General features: G+C 62.5%; 14 protein-coding genes. 5 read left to right on the top strand and 9 right to left on the bottom strand.

The genetic code is table 11. The features are described 5' to 3' along the window. Positions 1-40 precede the first annotated feature (40 nt). On the bottom strand, positions 41-1,210 hold the full coding sequence (locus NKH63_RS04020; RefSeq protein WP_352482174.1) for a GGDEF domain-containing protein: 1,170 nt from the start codon (positions 1,208-1,210) through the stop codon (positions 41-43). A gap of 273 nt (positions 1,211-1,483) precedes the next feature. Between NKH63_RS04020 and parE the strand changes: the two genes are divergently transcribed. After that, positions 1,484-3,535, top strand: coding sequence for a DNA topoisomerase IV subunit B (gene parE / locus NKH63_RS04015; RefSeq protein WP_352482173.1), 2,052 nt, complete (start codon positions 1,484-1,486; stop codon positions 3,533-3,535). A 176-nt stretch (positions 3,536-3,711) separates the two neighbouring features. On the opposite strand, the gene NKH63_RS04010 is transcribed toward parE, so the two are convergent. Beyond that, entirely contained in the window at positions 3,712-4,833 is a 1,122-nt protein-coding gene (locus tag NKH63_RS04010) for a DUF2336 domain-containing protein (protein ID WP_352482172.1), read from the bottom strand. Positions 4,834-4,986: 153 nt separating this feature from the next. Between NKH63_RS04010 and NKH63_RS04005 the strand changes: the two genes are divergently transcribed. Both NKH63_RS04005 and NKH63_RS04000 read left to right on the top strand, forming a co-directional pair. Next, positions 4,987-5,436 carry a MaoC family dehydratase gene (locus NKH63_RS04005; RefSeq protein WP_352482171.1) on the top strand — a complete coding sequence of 150 codons (450 nt, stop codon included), beginning with the start codon at positions 4,987-4,989 and terminating at the stop codon, positions 5,434-5,436. 3 nt (positions 5,437-5,439) lie between these two features. Beyond that, positions 5,440-6,321, top strand: a complete 882-nt coding sequence (locus tag NKH63_RS04000) for an HpcH/HpaI aldolase/citrate lyase family protein (protein WP_352482170.1) — start codon at positions 5,440-5,442, stop codon at positions 6,319-6,321. Between the two features lie 21 nt (positions 6,322-6,342). On the opposite strand, the gene NKH63_RS03995 is transcribed toward NKH63_RS04000, so the two are convergent. After that, positions 6,343-6,927, bottom strand: coding sequence for a nitroreductase family protein (locus NKH63_RS03995; RefSeq protein ID WP_023720138.1), 585 nt, complete (start codon positions 6,925-6,927; stop codon positions 6,343-6,345). Between the two features lie 156 nt (positions 6,928-7,083). On the opposite strand from NKH63_RS03995, the gene NKH63_RS03990 reads away from it, so the two are divergent. Next, positions 7,084-8,049 (top strand): RgsD C-terminal domain-containing protein, encoded by a 966-nt coding sequence (locus NKH63_RS03990; protein WP_352482169.1) that lies wholly within the window; start codon positions 7,084-7,086, stop codon positions 8,047-8,049. Between the two features lie 12 nt (positions 8,050-8,061). Here NKH63_RS03990 and NKH63_RS03985 read toward each other — a convergent pair whose 3' ends face one another. From NKH63_RS03985 to NKH63_RS03965, 5 genes are all read right to left on the bottom strand, one after another. Continuing rightward, the gene (locus NKH63_RS03985) at positions 8,062-9,000 is read right to left on the bottom strand and encodes a lysophospholipid acyltransferase family protein (protein WP_352482168.1); all 939 of its coding nucleotides are present in this window, start codon (positions 8,998-9,000) and stop codon (positions 8,062-8,064) included. A gap of 84 nt (positions 9,001-9,084) precedes the next feature. After that, a complete protein-coding gene (gene thrS, locus NKH63_RS03980) occupies positions 9,085-11,058 on the bottom strand; it encodes a threonine--tRNA ligase (protein ID WP_023720142.1) in 1,974 nt (657 codons plus the stop codon). A gap of 168 nt (positions 11,059-11,226) precedes the next feature. Further along, a complete protein-coding gene (gene blaOXA, locus NKH63_RS03975) occupies positions 11,227-12,042 on the bottom strand; it encodes a class D beta-lactamase (RefSeq protein WP_352482167.1) in 816 nt (271 codons plus the stop codon). A 146-nt stretch (positions 12,043-12,188) separates the two neighbouring features. Then, positions 12,189-12,563, bottom strand: coding sequence for a membrane protein insertion efficiency factor YidD (yidD, locus tag NKH63_RS03970; RefSeq protein WP_031194332.1), 375 nt, complete (start codon positions 12,561-12,563; stop codon positions 12,189-12,191). Between the two features lie 79 nt (positions 12,564-12,642). Then, positions 12,643-12,810 carry a hypothetical protein gene (locus NKH63_RS03965; RefSeq protein WP_352482166.1) on the bottom strand — a complete coding sequence of 56 codons (168 nt, stop codon included), beginning with the start codon at positions 12,808-12,810 and terminating at the stop codon, positions 12,643-12,645. A gap of 92 nt (positions 12,811-12,902) precedes the next feature. Here NKH63_RS03965 and NKH63_RS03960 point away from each other — a divergent pair, with 92 nt between their 5' ends. Then, positions 12,903-13,817, top strand: a complete 915-nt coding sequence (locus tag NKH63_RS03960) for a LysR substrate-binding domain-containing protein (protein WP_023720145.1) — start codon at positions 12,903-12,905, stop codon at positions 13,815-13,817. Here NKH63_RS03960 and NKH63_RS03955 read toward each other — a convergent pair. Then, the gene (locus tag NKH63_RS03955; RefSeq protein WP_023720146.1) at positions 13,814-14,260 is read right to left on the bottom strand and encodes an iron-sulfur cluster assembly scaffold protein; all 447 of its coding nucleotides are present in this window, start codon (positions 14,258-14,260) and stop codon (positions 13,814-13,816) included. The genes NKH63_RS03960 and NKH63_RS03955 overlap by 4 nt on opposite strands. Positions 14,261-14,482 lie beyond the last annotated feature (222 nt).

Genomic DNA, 14,482 nt, shown 5'->3' with positions numbered 1-14,482 from the left:
CGGACAAGATCATGGTCTAACAAGAAGATAGAAGCCTCAATCAGGCAGAACGCAAGGCCGGCCCGTCGGCCTTGCTCGCCCTGTCCCGGGCGATGACGCGATTTCGCCCGGCGCGCTTTGCCGCATAGAGCGCGGCGTCGGCTTCGGCCAGCACATCATCGAGACCGGTGCCGCTCGTCCCACCAAAGCCGATGCCGCCGCTGACTGTGCTTCGCAACGGACCAAGCTGGGTGGCCACGACTTCCGTACCGAAGGCGACGCTGATCTTGCTCGCAATGTCATAGGCTTTTTCTTCCGTCATCCGCGACATGACGAGCACGAATTCCTCGCCGCCCAGCCGGAAGGCGTCGACGCCGGTTCTGGCGTATTTCCTGATGACGGCGGCAAAGCGGCGCAGGACCTGGTCGCCGACCGGATGACCGAATACGTCGTTCGTCCTTTTGAAATGGTCGAGGTCGAACATGGTGACGGACATGAACGGACCGAAGACCCGCTCGCCGTAGAGTGCCGTTAACGCCCGCCGGTTCATCAGCCCGGTCAATGGATCGGTCATCGTCTCGGCCTTCAATTCGATCTGCGCCTGCAAATGGTGCAGGGAGAGCGTTAATGCGCCAAGCCCGGTCATGCAGGCGACGGCTACGACGGAATTCACCCGCTCGGCCCAATTGTCCGGTGCTACGCCGAGCACCCACTGGCCCTTGACCAGCAGGACCGCGCCGCAAAGTCCGAACGACAGCGCACAGACGCCGCTCAGGAACGATACGACCAGCAATATCCGGCGATCATGACCACCCTCAATCCAGAACATCGCCCCGATAAGCGAGAGTAGCGCCGTTACCGTCGCATAGGTGACAATGAAGCCGACACCATCAAACCCGAGATACGTCGCGCCCGCGCAAACAGCCATCGCAGCCAAGGTCGGCAAGATGGCCCGCCTATAGTCGCGCATGCTGAGATATTGCATGGCCGACAGGCAGATAATCAGGAAGCCGAGGCTGAGAAGAGCAAGCACGATCTGGCAAAGCCAGGGGCTTGGATCTCTTGTGTAATGCCAAAACAAGACCACATGTGCGACGAGCACGAGAATGCCGCACGCCACCGTCAGCACAAAGCGTGCCTGTGGCGCGGTGAACCAGATCGCAAACATGGTGATGCTGAGGCACGTGCCCGACAGCGCCGCTGCGAGCAGGAGCGAACTGTAATCCAACATGCTTAAGCGACAGCCTCTTGAGGGTTTCGCTTCATTCTAGGTCAGCGACAGTCCGCGGATATCGTTTTTCAGCCAACCTTGCGGCGTAACCTTCAGACAAGGTTTACAAAGCGTCGATGCTCCAAGCTTCGACCCCATTTCCGCCGCTTGGTTGTCGAATGGTTTTGCAGTAAGAGGCTCTATCCTCGAACGTAACAGGAACCTCCGTCGCCTGCCCGCAAAAAGCGTGGCAGTATCGGGTGGTGATTCGCAGCATCGGAATCCAGGACCAGCATGGACGACAGCAACGATCTTTTCGGCAATTTGGGCAAGCAGCCGCAACCGGCTCGCGCCGCCGCGCGCCCGGCCGACCCGCTGGTGCAGGCGACGAAGCGGCCGGCGCCCCGTGACGCCAGCGAGAGCTATAGTGCCGCCGATATCGAGGTGCTGGAGGGGCTGGAGCCGGTGCGCCGCCGCCCGGGCATGTACATTGGCGGCACCGACGACAAGGCGATGCACCATCTGTTCGCCGAGGTCATCGACAATTCGATGGACGAGGCGGTCGCCGGCCATGCTACCTTCATCGATGTCGAGCTTTCCGCCGACGGATACCTGTCTGTAACCGACAACGGCCGCGGCATTCCGGTCGATCCGCACCCGAAATTCAAGAAGCCGGCGCTCGAACTCATCATGACCACGCTGCATTCAGGCGGCAAGTTCGACAGCAAGGTCTACGAGACCTCGGGAGGCCTGCACGGTGTCGGCGTTTCCGTGGTCAACGCGCTGTCCGACCATCTCGAGGTCGAGGTTGCGATTGGGCGCAAGCTCTATCGCCAGCGCTTCTCGCGAGGCGTTCCGGTGACCGGCCTGGAGCAGCTCGGCGAGGTGCACAACCGGCGCGGCACGAAGATCCGCTTCCATCCAGACGAGCAGATTTTCGGCAAGGGTGCTGCGTTCGAGCCGGCGCGGCTCTACCGCATGGCGCGGTCAAAAGCCTATCTGTTCGGCGGTGTCGAAATCCGCTGGACCTGCGATCCCTCGCTGATCAAGGAAAAGGACACGACGCCGGCCAAGGCAGAATTCCATTTTCCGGGCGGCCTCAAGGACTATCTGAAAGCCTCGCTCGGCGACGAATTCCAGGTGACCCGTGAAATGTTCGCCGGCAAGAGCGAGAAGCAGGGCGGCCACGGTTCGCTCGAATGGGCGGTGACCTGGTTCGGCGGCGACGGCTTTATAAATTCCTATTGCAACACCATTCCGACCGCGGAAGGCGGCACGCATGAGGCCGGCTTCCGCAACGTTTTGACGCGCGGCTTGCGCGCCTATGCCGACCTGGTCGGCAACAAGCGCGCTTCGATCGTCACATCCGAGGATGTGATGATCTCGGCGGCGGGCATGCTGTCGGTGTTCATCCGCGAACCGGAATTCGTCGGCCAGACCAAGGACAGGCTGGCGACGATCGAGGCGATCCGCATCGTCGAAAGCGCCATCCGCGACCCGTTCGACCATTGGCTGGCCGACAATCCGCAGGAAGCTTCGAAACTGCTCGAATGGGTGATCGCGCGTGCCGACGAGCGGGTGCGCCGCCGCCAGGAAAAGGAAGTGTCGCGCAAGAGCGCCGTGCGCAAGCTGCGCCTGCCCGGCAAGCTCGCCGATTGCACGCAGAATGCAGCGGCCGGCGCCGAGCTGTTCATCGTCGAGGGCGATTCGGCTGGCGGTTCGGCAAAGCAGGCGCGCGACCGCGCCAGCCAGGCGGTGCTGCCGCTCCGCGGCAAGATCCTCAACGTCGCCAGCGCCGGTAACGACAAGCTGGCCGGCAACCAGCAGATATCCGACCTGATCCAGGCCTTGGGCTGCGGTACGCGCTCGAGATACCGCGACGAGGACCTGCGTTACGACCGGGTCATCATCATGACCGACGCCGACGTCGATGGCGCCCATATCGCTTCGCTGCTGATCACCTTCTTCTACCAGGAGATGCCGAGCCTGGTCCGCGGCGGCCATCTCTATCTGGCGGTGCCGCCGCTCTACTCGATCCGGCAAGGCGGCAAGGTCGCCTATGCCCGCGACGATGCGCACAAAGACGAACTTCTGCGCACCGAATTCACCGGGCGCGGCAAAGTCGAAATCGGCCGCTTCAAGGGGCTGGGCGAAATGATGGCTGCCCAGCTCAAAGAAACCACCATGGACCCGAGAAAGCGCACGCTGCTCAGGGTGGACGTCATCGACGCCGAGGCGGCGACCAAGGATGCGGTCGACGCATTGATGGGCACCAAGCCCGAGGCCCGCTTCCGCTTCATCCAGGAACGCGCGGAATTCGCCGCGACGGAAGTGCTGGATATCTGAGCGTCTTCTGCTAGGCGAGCCGCGGACGGCGGCTGTCACTGTGCGCAAGACTTTTCCGGATTTTTCGCGAAGGATGAGGCCTGGAACGGTTGAGCGTTTCACGGAAACGCCGAACCGCTCAGTTTTTTATTTTGACGCAAGTCGGAAAACCGTTTCACGCTTTTCCTGGAATTGCTTTAAGCAGCCGCGATCGCCAGCGCGTGCCCGCGTGCGTTCTCGCGCAGCGCATCGAGATGGATCGATTTGACCAGCCTGGCGAGATCGCCTTCGGCGGACTGTCCGCCCAATTCCTTCAGCATCAGCCAGCTGACTTCCTGGACGCCGGCGAGGCGTTTGCCATTGGCGACCTCACGCCAGACCTTCAGCGCGCGCAGGATGATGGCGTGGGTGGCGGCGGCAAGCCCGGCGCTGCGGAACAGTGCCTGCAACGCTATGTCATGCCCGCTGGCCAGCAGCGCCCTCACCCGTTGCTCGGGCTGCTGGCTGAGCGCGACCAGCGCCGAACCAAAGAAGTCGACCTTGCCGTGCGCGATGGTGCGGATGACGAAGCTTGCGGTCAGGTCGCCGCGCAGGCGCAGATGTTCGACAAGTGCGGTATGTTCCTCCGCCCGCGTGCCTTCGATCAGTGTCACCGAAGCCTTGACGCAAGCATCGCGCGTGATGCGCTCGGCCCTGGCGGCGCCCATCAGCGCCAGCACCAATGGCGACCCCTTGAGCATCTCCCCTAGCTTGACCAGCAGCATATGCCGGCAGTCGGCGGGCAGCCGGGTGTCGGCGATCAGCGCCTCGCGCACCAGAGGCAGATGGCCGTGACGCTCGGCCATGCGGCGAAAGCTGACGGATGCGATGTCGGCGCCGCTATTGGCGAGCAGCGTGGTGCAGGCTTCCGGCTCACCGACCTCGGCGATCGCTGCCGCAACCGACATCGAGACGCGCGGCCGGTCGGCGATCACCTTCTGCGTCGCTTTCTGGCCGCCGGCAACCCGATCAATCAGGTCGGAATCGGTAAGCAGCGGCGAGCGCGCCAGTACCAAAGCGGCCACCTCGGGCTGGTCCGAAGCCAGCGCGCTGACGATCTGCGGCGGCGCATGATGGCTCATGGAAAGCGCGTCGGCGATCGCCAGCCGCACCTTTGACGATGCGTCATCGAGCAGCAACGTCAGCGCCGCCTCGGCAGCGCAGCGGTCCTCGAAAGGCAGGTCCGAATCGACATAGGCGCGAGCCAGCGCGCTTGCCGCCGCAGCACGCTCCGACACCTTTGCCGTGTGGATCCATTTCAGGAAATGCGAAACGACCATGTCGCCTGCTTACGCCCCTTTGCCAGAACGCTTCTGGCGCCTGTCGGGACCGTAGGCACAAATGGTTTACGAACGGTTCACCATGTTCGTTAACTGGCTTGCGAGCCCGGTATGCAACGCCTATCAACCCTTAAGCAGTGGAGGAGACAGACCGTGGCCGGCCTTTACCTTGAGGAGTTCGTTGTCGGCCATGTGTTCAAGCACACGCTGCGCAAGACCGTGACCGAAAGCGACAACATGCTGTTTTCGGTGATGACGCTGAACCCGCAACCGCTGCACATCGATTTCGACTTCGCCGCCAAGAGCGAATGGGGCAAGCCCCTGGTCAATTCGCTGTTCACGCTTGGCCTGATGATCGGCATCTCGGTCAACGACATCACCGTCGGCACCACCATCGCTAATCTCGGCATGAAGGAGACGGTGTTTCCGCACCCCGTCTTCCATGGCGACACGATTCGCGTCGAGACCACGGTGGTTTCGGTGCGCGATTCCAGGTCGAAACAGGACCGCGGTATCGTCGAGTTCGAGCACCGCGCTTATAACCAGAACGACGTGCTGGTTGCCAGATGCACGAGGCAAGCCATGATGATGAAAAAGGCATAGCCGATGCGTTCCCTGCTCTTCGTTCCCGGCGATTCGGAAAAGAAGCTGGAGAAGGGCTTTGGCGCGGGCGCCGACATGGTCATCGTCGATCTCGAGGACTCGATTGCCTCGCAAAACAAGGGGCTGGCGCGCGACACAGCGGCGCGTTTCCTCGCCGGGCACAGGCACCGAACCAACTCCGCGATCTATGTGCGCGTCAATGACCTTTCGACCGGACTGACCGACGACGATCTGGCGGCGCTCGTGCCAGTGAAGCCCGACGGCATCATGCTGCCTAAGTCGAACAGCGGACTGGATGTCCAGCATCTCTCGGCCAAGCTCAGGGTGCACGAAGCTGAAAGCGGCCTGCCGGATGGCGCGATAAAGATCCTGCCGATCATCACAGAAACGGCCGCCGGCGTTCTGGCCGCCGTGACCTACGCCAAGGCAAGCGCGCGGCTTGTCGGCGTCACCTGGGGCGCGGAAGATCTGTCGGCGGCAATCGGCGCGCGCTCGACGCGCGACGCGAATGGCCGCTACACGGATGTATTCCGCTTCGCCCGCACCATGACCCTGCTTGCGGCGAATGCCGCGGAAGTCGCGGCGATCGACACCGTCTTTCCGGATTTTCGCGACATGGCCGGCTTCGAGGCCGAATGCGCCGAGGCCGAGCGCGACGGCTTCACCGGCAAGATGGCGATCCATCCGGCGCAGGTGCCGGTCATCAACGCCGCCTTCACGCCTTCGGCGCAAGCGGTGAAAAATTCGCTGGCGATCGTCGAGGCATTCAAGGCGGCGGGAAACCCCGGCGTCGTCGGCATCGACGGCAAGATGTACGACCGGCCGCATCTCAAGCTCGCCGAGCGGCTCCTGGCGCGAGCCAGGGCAGCGGGGCTTGACGCTTAGGGTCTGGTTCCGGGTCGAAAATTATCCCACCCACGGCCCCGAATAGTCGGCGTAGAGCTTTGCCGGATCGGGCCGTGGCCGCTCCGGCGCTGGCCCCTGATAGGAGCCGATATGGACAAAACCGACGACCCGCTCATGCGGCGCCAGACCGAGGATCGCCCTGCCCTCTGGCACGTCGGAATACCAGTTGCTGATCATGTTGGTACCGTAGCCCAGCGCATTGGCGGCAAGCAGCAGGTTCATCGCAGCCATGCCGCCGGACAAGAACATCTCCCATTGCGGGATCTTTGGATTTTCCCTGGGGATCGAGATCACGCCGATGACCAGAGGCGCCCGCGAAAAGCGTGCCAATTCCTGGTTGCGGCGGCCTTCCGGCAACGGCCCTTCGCGCTGTTCGGCAAGTGCTGCCAACTCCTTGCCGATCTCGACGCGAGCCTGGCCGCGATAGAGGATGAAACGCCAGGGCTCCAGCCGGCCATGATCCGGCACCCGCGAGGCGGCGGCGATCATGGTCGCGATCTCCGCATCGCCCGGTGCCGGCTCTTTCAAATCCGGGATCGGCGCGGAATTTCGGGTCAGCAGAAAATCGATGATCGGCGACGCCATGGGCGCAAGTCTCCTGGAATTTGAGCTGAAGCGCGCCATCGGGATATCGGGCGGCTCGGGCATTGGCGCGACGCGCCGGACAAAGAGCCCTCTAGCAGAAGCCGACCGGACTCTTAAGCCTTGAAATTGCCACCGCATTGGGCTTCAACGCAAGGCATGTTTGAGGGGACATTGCGTCTTTTCCTGATATGGCTCGCTGCCGCACTGTTGATGGTGCCGGTTTCGCTTGCCGCCGCCCAGAATGTAGACGGCCTCAGTGATCTGAAACTTCCCGGAATTTCGGGCTATGCGCCTCCGAAAAGCGAGACATCGCTGGCATTGGGCAGCAGCGGGGCGATCACGCTGTCGGCGCAATTGACCGACAAGGGTGCCGACATCACGCGCGGCATCGTCTGGCGCGTCTTCAAGCCCGAATCGGCCAGCGACGGCAAGCTGCCGATGGTCGCCTCCGCTCATGGCGGCACCGCCGTATTCCAGCTCGAGCCGGGTTCCTATCTGGTCCATGCCTCCTACGGGCGGGCCGGCGCCACCAAGCGCATCACCGTCGGCAAGGAAGCCAAGCGTGAGAGCCTCGTGCTCGATGCCGGCGGCCTCAAGCTTGATGCCGTGCTGTCGGGAGGGGTGCGCATACCGCCGAAGAAGCTGCGCTTCTCGATTTATGAGAGCCACGCCGCGGCCGATGGCGATCGCGCGCTGATCATACCCGATGTCGAGCCGAACAGCGTCGTGCGGCTCAATGCCGGCACCTACCACGTTGTTTCGACCTATGGCGCTGTGAACGCGGTCATCCGCTCCGACATCCGCGTCGAGGCCGGCAAGCTGACCGAAGCGACGGTCGAGCATCGTGCCGCCGAGATGACCATGAAGCTGGTGCGCGAGCCGGGCGGCGAGGCGATCGCCGACACCTCCTGGTCGCTGCTGAACGAGTCCGGCGACCCGATCAAGGAGACCGTCGGCGCCTTTGCCTCGATGGTGCTGGCCGAGGGCGACTACACCATCATCGCCAAAAACCGCGACCGCATCTACCAGAAGGATTTTACGGTGGTGGCCGGACACAATCAGGACATCGAAGTCCCGGCAACCGAAGCTTCGGCCATCGATTCCGAGGAAGGCGCCGACTAAGCCGCGCCCCCTCTAGGCTGCTTTGCGCATGCGTCGCGCCAGCAACGGCACGCGGCCAGTCGTCTCGGCCGGCGCCAGATCGAAGACGCCGCGCTGAAGGCGGTCGAGCAAGGCCTTGCGGTCTCGCAGCGGCTCCAGTTCGTCCCACCCCAGCACGTCGCCGACGCGCACGTCGATCGATTTGCCGGAGAGCCGCGCAAATTCACGGATGAGCAGCGATGTGCGCAGTGTCAGCGAGGCCTTGCCGACGAATTTCGCCACACGCCCGTCGCGTTCGGCCATGTTCATCGGTCCGCTGACCAGATGGAACAGCCGGCCGTTCTGGCCCGAAAAATGCAATGGGATGACCGACGCCTTTGCGTCCTGAACGAGACGGGCCGGAAACACCTTCCACGGCAGATCGCGTGCCCGGCCAAACCCCTTCGGCGCGGTGGCGACACCTCCCGCCGGAAAGACGACGATGGTGACGCCCTCCTTGAGCAGCCGCACCGCTTCATGGCGGACCGCCATGTTGTTCTTCAGCGCGTCCTTGGTCTCGGAAAAGTCGATCGGCAGCGAATAGGGCTCCATCTCGCGGATCTTGAGCAGATCCCTGTGGATCATGACGCGGAACGGTCGGCCGAGCTGCTCCGCCAGCGACAGCACGGCAATACCGTCGCCGATGCCGAACGGATGGTTGGCAACAATCACCAGCGGCGTGTCGGGCAGGTTTGCCGGCGGCCATTGACCGGCGGTCCGCACCCGGACGTCGATCAGCTCCAGCATGCGGCTGAACACGCGCTCTCCGTTCGGCACCACTTGCCGGCGCCAGAAATCATAGAGTGCGGCGAAGCGATCACGTCCCGACAGGCCTTCGACCGAGTGGATGAACCAGCGCGTCAGCGCCGGCTGATGCGGACCGGCATAGGAGAGCTCGGGAAACGGTCTTTCGCGCATCTTCAGCTTGAGCATGGGGCTCGCTACACAATTGGCGTGACAAGCATATGAAAATGGCGGTGGAGCGATCCACCGCCATTTCGTTGCTGATTGGCCGGCTCAGGCCGCGCGGCGCTTGCGGTCGGGTGTCACCGCCTCGTCGGAAAGCAGTTTCACGGCGGCCGCGAGGCCAAGCGATTCCTGGTCGCGCGACCCGAGACGGCGGACATTGACCGTTTCTTCCTCAGCCTCGCGCTTGCCGCAAACGACGATGACCGGCACCTTGGCAAGGCTGTGCTCGCGGACCTTGTAGTTGATCTTCTCGTTGCGCAGGTCGGTTTCGGCGATCAGCCCGGCCGCCTTCAGCTGCGCAACGACTTTTCGCGCGTAATCGTCGGCATCGGAAGTGATCGTCGCCACCACCACCTGCAGCGGCGCGAACCAGAGCGGGAAATGGCCGGAATAATTCTCGATCAGGATGCCGAGAAAACGCTCCATCGAACCGCAGATGGCGCGATGCACCATCACCGGCTGCTTCTTTTCCGAATCGGAGCCGATGTAGAAGGCGCCGAACCGTTCCGGCAGGTTGAAGTCGACCTGCGTGGTGCCGCATTGCCAGTCGCGGCCGATGGCGTCCTTCAGCACATATTCGAACTTCGGCCCGTAGAACGTGCCCTCGCCCGGATTTACGCCCGTCTTGATCCGGTTGCCCGACCGCGCCGCGATCTTGTCGAGCACGTCCTGCAGCACGCCCTCGGCGTGATCCCACATCGCGTCGGTGCCGACCCGTTTTTCGGGGCGGGTCGCCAGCTTGACCGTGATTTCGTCGAAGCCGAAATCGGCATAGGTCGACAGGATCAGGTCGTTGATCTTGATGCACTCGTCGGCGAGCTGTTCCTCGGTGCAGAAGATGTGGGCATCGTCCTGGGTAAAGCCGCGCACCCGCATCAGCCCGTGCAGTGCGCCGGACGGCTCATAGCGATGCACATTGCCGAATTCCGCAAGTTTTACCGGCAGATCGCGGTAGGACTTCAGCCCGTGTTTGAAGATTTGGACGTGGCCGGGGCAGTTCATCGGCTTCAGCGCAAACACCCGGTCGTCGTCGGTGTCGTCGCCGGCGACCGTCACCTTGAACATGTTGTCCCGGTACCAGCCCCAGTGGCCTGAGGTCTCCCACAGGCTCTTGTCGAGCACCTGCGGCGCGTTGACCTCCTGGTAGCCCTGCTCGTCCAGGCGGCGGCGCATGTAATTGACCAGGTTCTGGAACATCCTCCAGCCCTTGGCGTGCCAGAACACGACCCCGGGGCCCTCCTCCTGGAAATGGAACAGGTCCATCTCACGGCCGAGCTTCCTGTGGTCGCGCTTCTCGGCTTCCTCCAGCATCGTCTGATAGGCTTCGAGCTGCGCCTGGTCGGCCCAGGCCGTGCCGTAGATGCGCGTCAGCATCGGGTTGTTGCTATCGCCGCGCCAATAGGCGCCGGCGACCTTCATCAGCTTGAAGGCGTTGCCGATCTGGCCGGTCGAGGCCATGTGCGGACCGCGGCAAAGGTCGAACCAGTCGCCCTGCGCATAGATCTTGAGATCCTGATCCTCGGCGATGGCGTCGATCAGCTCGAGCTTGTAGCGCTCGCCCTTGTCGGCAAAGATCCTTTTCGCCTTTTCACGCGACCACACCTCTTTGGTGAACGGCTTGTTGCGCGCAATGATCTCGCGCATCTTCTTCTCGATCACCGGGAAATCGTCGGGCGTGAACGGCTCGTTGCGGGCGAAGTCGTAGTAGAATCCGTTCTCGATCACCGGCCCGATGGTCACCTGCGTTCCCGGCCAAAGTTCCTGCACGGCTTCGGCCAGCACGTGCGCGGCATCATGGCGGATGAGCTCCAGCGCACGCGGATCCTCGCGGGTGATGATTTCGAGCTTGCCTGATTTGCCGATCGGGTCGGAAAGGTCGCGCAACGTGCCGTCGATGCTGTAGGCAACGGCCTTCTTGGCCAGCGACTTCGAGATCGATTCCGCCAGGCCGGCGCCGGTCATCGCCGCGTCGTAGTCGCGGACGGAGCCATCGGGAAATGTCAGGGAAACGGAATTCAGCATTAAATTCTCCTATCCAGTCCCGCAAACGAGCGCGGGTGGTAAAATGCACGTCGCCCAAAACTGCGTAGCGATTTTGGGGTTGCGACTTACATCAAGTAAGAGCCGGATGCGTCCGGCGGCGAGCGGTCTTTTATGGGCAGTTTTCGGCGCCGTAAAGCCGGATTTAGGTCACCCGAGGAGATTCGACAGCTCTTTCAGGAACATCGCCCGCATCTTGAGCCCCTTCGGCGTGTCGGAACGTTTCGTATCGACTACGAGGCGGGCAAAGACGATCTTGCGAGCATGCTTCTGCGCCCAGCCAACAAACCAGCCAAGCGAGCGCTTGTCGGCATCGTCGCCAAGCCTGGTCGTCCCGGTCTTGCCCTGCACCGTCCAGCCGCCCGCCCGGAAGGTCGGGACAATCGCATTGGTCATCGCATGGGCCTTGTCCGAGACCGGCAGATTCCGCGCCAGCAGCTTGCGCAGGAAATCGACCTGCTCGACCGGCGATATCTCGAGCGAAGAATTCACCCAGGAATGGGGGAGGCCGTCATTCTTGCCGGAATTGCCGGAGACGTCGGTGTTGCCATAGTCCAATCTGGACACATAGCCGGCAAACTGTTTGCTGCCGAGCCGGCGCGTGATCTCGCGTGAGAACCAAAGGACCGAATCCCTTTCCCAGATCGTCGGGTCGACGGTCTTGCGGTCCCGTTTCGGCGCGTTGAACTCCGCTTTGTACTCCCAATTCGGTGTATGCTCGTCGCCCAGGATTCCGGCGTCATAGCCGATCAGCGCCAGCGGAATCTTGAATGTCGAGGCGGGGCTGACGCGCTGATCGCAAACCCCTTGCCGGTACAGCGTCTCGCCGCTCGCGGCGTCGACGATCAGCGTGCATTCGACGTCCCCGAGAGGCGCCGATTGCGCACGGATCGGAAAGCCCAACAGCCACGCCAGGACATAGAGAACCACGGCGAAAACGAAGGGAAGACGATCTATCCGGCGCATTTGGCAATCTCTCCTGAAGGGTATCAGGAGCGGCTTAGCGAGGCGTCTTGTCTCGATTTTGTCTTAAATGCGCTATGTCCGCGCAAGCTGCGGTTAACCCTACCAGATCGTAAACAGCGGTGCGGTTGTGTAACGAACAGTTGCGGTCAACTGTCTAGGTCGCCACGTTTTTTCCCGATCCGCCAGTACCGCCACGGCGCAAACCAGACATAGCGCTCAGCCAGGGTTTCGGGCACGCGGTCGATGCCATGCGTCCCTAACGGCCCGCAGCGCAGCACGCGAAAGAATCCCATCCAGCCGCCGGCCCATAGTCCATGCCGGGCGATCGCTTCGTGCGCGTATTCGGAACAGGTCGGCAGATGCCGGCAGGAATTGCCCACAAAGCCGGACAGCGTCAGCTGGTAGAGCCGGACGAGCGACGTGCCGAAGACGCGGCCCGGCGTCTTGCGCCACGGGCCGGGCCAGTTGCGTCCTTGTCGAATCGGCCTGGCGCCGTGCGCATGCCGATGTTGGCCGACCACCACAGTCTCCGCGTCGCGTTTCCCTTCAGGATAGATGTGCGCATCGGGCCGGGAACGCAATGCCGTTCCGGCAATCCCGTCACTGCCTCGAACGGCGAACCGGGTACCGGTCGGGCGTCGGCTTCCGACATGCGGCGACGCTGGTCGGCGGCCTCCCCTCGCACCAGTCGCCATGCGGTTTCTCGTCATGCCATTGAAATGTCGCGATCCGCACGACATCGCTCAGGATGTTGAGAAACTGGATCATGGCAGCACTCCTTTGAGCACCGATTAGAGCGCCGCTGGCCTTGCTCTTCAAACGAGTATAACGTCGACGTCAGATAACTCTGAGTTATGCGAATGAAGCGCGGACGCCTCCCCCTGACGGCTCTTAGAAGCTTCGAAGCAGCCGGTCGTCACCTGAGCTTCAGCCGTGCGGCCGAGGAGCTTTATGTTTCGCAGGCGGCGATCAGCCGCCAGATCCGCGAGCTCGAAACATTCCTGCGCCAACCTTTGTTCTTCCGCCATCATCGCCGCGTCGAATTGACCGACACCGGCCGGCGGCTGCTCGACCAGTTGGTCAGAAGTTTCGGGGGCATCGACAGGCTGCTTTCGGAATTGACGGCGGCCCCGACGCAGTCCGTGGTCCGTGTCAGCGTCGAGCCGTCGCTTGCATCCGTATGGCTGGTGCCGCGGCTCAACCGATTTCGCCAGTTGCGACCCGATATCGACGTTTCCCTTGAGGTCGACCCGAGGTTGATAGAGTTCCGCAGCGATCAGCCTGAACTTGCTCTACGCTTCAGTGCACACGCCACTTCATGGCCACGCAGCGAAGCCGAACAGCTTGCCTCGGTCGTCGATTCACCGGTTCTGTCGCCGGCGCTTCTTGCGTCCGGGCCAGCTCTGGAAAAACCGATCGACCTTGGTCGCTATACATTGCTGCACGAAGAAAACCGTCAGGCTTGGACGCGCTGGTTCGAAGCGGCCGGCGTGACCCCTGAAGCCGTGCCTGCGCGTGGACCGATGCTGGCGGATGCCTCGCTTTCGAAACAGGCAGCCTTGCTTGGACATGGTGTCGCACTGGGCGATCTTTTGCAGATCGGCGAAGAACTTGCGTCCGGCGCGCTGGTCAAGCCTTTCGACATCGACGTTGCGTCCGGCGCCTATTGGCTGGTGGCCAGAAGACTGAATGACCTTTCCGAGCCTGCCAGGGCTTTTGCCGACTGGGTCCGGGCGGAATTCGCCGAAAGCCGGCGTTTTCTTGCCGAGGTTTAGGCCGCCTGTTCCGCCCGCTTCTTCTCGATCTGGCCGATCGCATCGACCACCGCGTCGAAGGTCAGCATGGTCGAGGCGTGGCGCGCCTTGTAGTCGCGCACCGGTTCCAGGTATTTCAGGTCGGCGAAGCGGCCTTCGGGCGGCGGGCCATTTTCCTTCAGCATCTTCAGCATCGTCTCGCGCACGCTGCGCAGTTCTTCGGCGCTGGCGCCGACGACATGCTGCGCCATGATCGAAGACGACGCCTGGCCAAGCGCACAGGCCTTCACGTCATGCGCGAAATCGCTGACGACGCCGTCATCCATCTTCAGATCGACGGTCACTGTCGAGCCGCACAGCTTGGAATGTGCTCGTGCGGTTGCGTCGGGCCGGTCGAGCCGGCCGATCCGTGCGATGTTTCCGGCAAAACCCAGAATTTTCGCATTGTAGACGTCGTCGATCATATTTTTCCAATCTGTCGCCGCCCAGCGAACAGCGATTGCCGCTCTGGCGTCTTCCTTTCGCTCGGCACGAACATATATAATGGTCGTAGTCGGGTATCGACAAGGCGACCGCAAGTCTCGTCCTGCCCAAATCTGTTCACGCCACTTACGGGCTGGAAACCGGGCGAGTTTCTAACACCCGAAAGGTCGTGGTCCGTTCAACTCGTTCCTCCTGAGAGAGGA

The sequence above is a fragment of the Mesorhizobium sp. M0960 genome (assembly GCF_040319055.1).
GTDB lineage: Bacteria > Pseudomonadota > Alphaproteobacteria > Rhizobiales > Rhizobiaceae > Mesorhizobium.
Note: the sequence above shows the minus strand (reverse complement) of the source record. Positions and strands in the feature narration are given on the sequence as shown.

Coding starts and splice junctions, on each gene's coding strand:
- NKH63_RS04020 (WP_352482174.1), bottom strand. CDS start 1,210: ATGTTGGATTACAGTTCGCTCCTGCTCGCAGCGGCGCTGTCGGGCACG.
- parE (WP_352482173.1), top strand. CDS start 1,484: ATGGACGACAGCAACGATCTTTTCGGCAATTTGGGCAAGCAGCCGCAA.
- NKH63_RS04010 (WP_352482172.1), bottom strand. CDS start 4,833: ATGGTCGTTTCGCATTTCCTGAAATGGATCCACACGGCAAAGGTGTCG.
- NKH63_RS04000 (WP_352482170.1), top strand. CDS start 5,440: ATGCGTTCCCTGCTCTTCGTTCCCGGCGATTCGGAAAAGAAGCTGGAG.
- NKH63_RS03995 (WP_023720138.1), bottom strand. CDS start 6,927: ATGGCGTCGCCGATCATCGATTTTCTGCTGACCCGAAATTCCGCGCCG.
- NKH63_RS03990 (WP_352482169.1), top strand. CDS start 7,084: ATGTTTGAGGGGACATTGCGTCTTTTCCTGATATGGCTCGCTGCCGCA.
- NKH63_RS03985 (WP_352482168.1), bottom strand. CDS start 9,000: ATGCTCAAGCTGAAGATGCGCGAAAGACCGTTTCCCGAGCTCTCCTAT.
- thrS (WP_023720142.1), bottom strand. CDS start 11,058: ATGCTGAATTCCGTTTCCCTGACATTTCCCGATGGCTCCGTCCGCGAC.
- blaOXA (WP_352482167.1), bottom strand. CDS start 12,042: ATGCGCCGGATAGATCGTCTTCCCTTCGTTTTCGCCGTGGTTCTCTAT.
- NKH63_RS03965 (WP_352482166.1), bottom strand. CDS start 12,810: ATGATCCAGTTTCTCAACATCCTGAGCGATGTCGTGCGGATCGCGACA.
- NKH63_RS03960 (WP_023720145.1), top strand. CDS start 12,903: ATGAAGCGCGGACGCCTCCCCCTGACGGCTCTTAGAAGCTTCGAAGCA.
- NKH63_RS03955 (WP_023720146.1), bottom strand. CDS start 14,260: ATGATCGACGACGTCTACAATGCGAAAATTCTGGGTTTTGCCGGAAAC.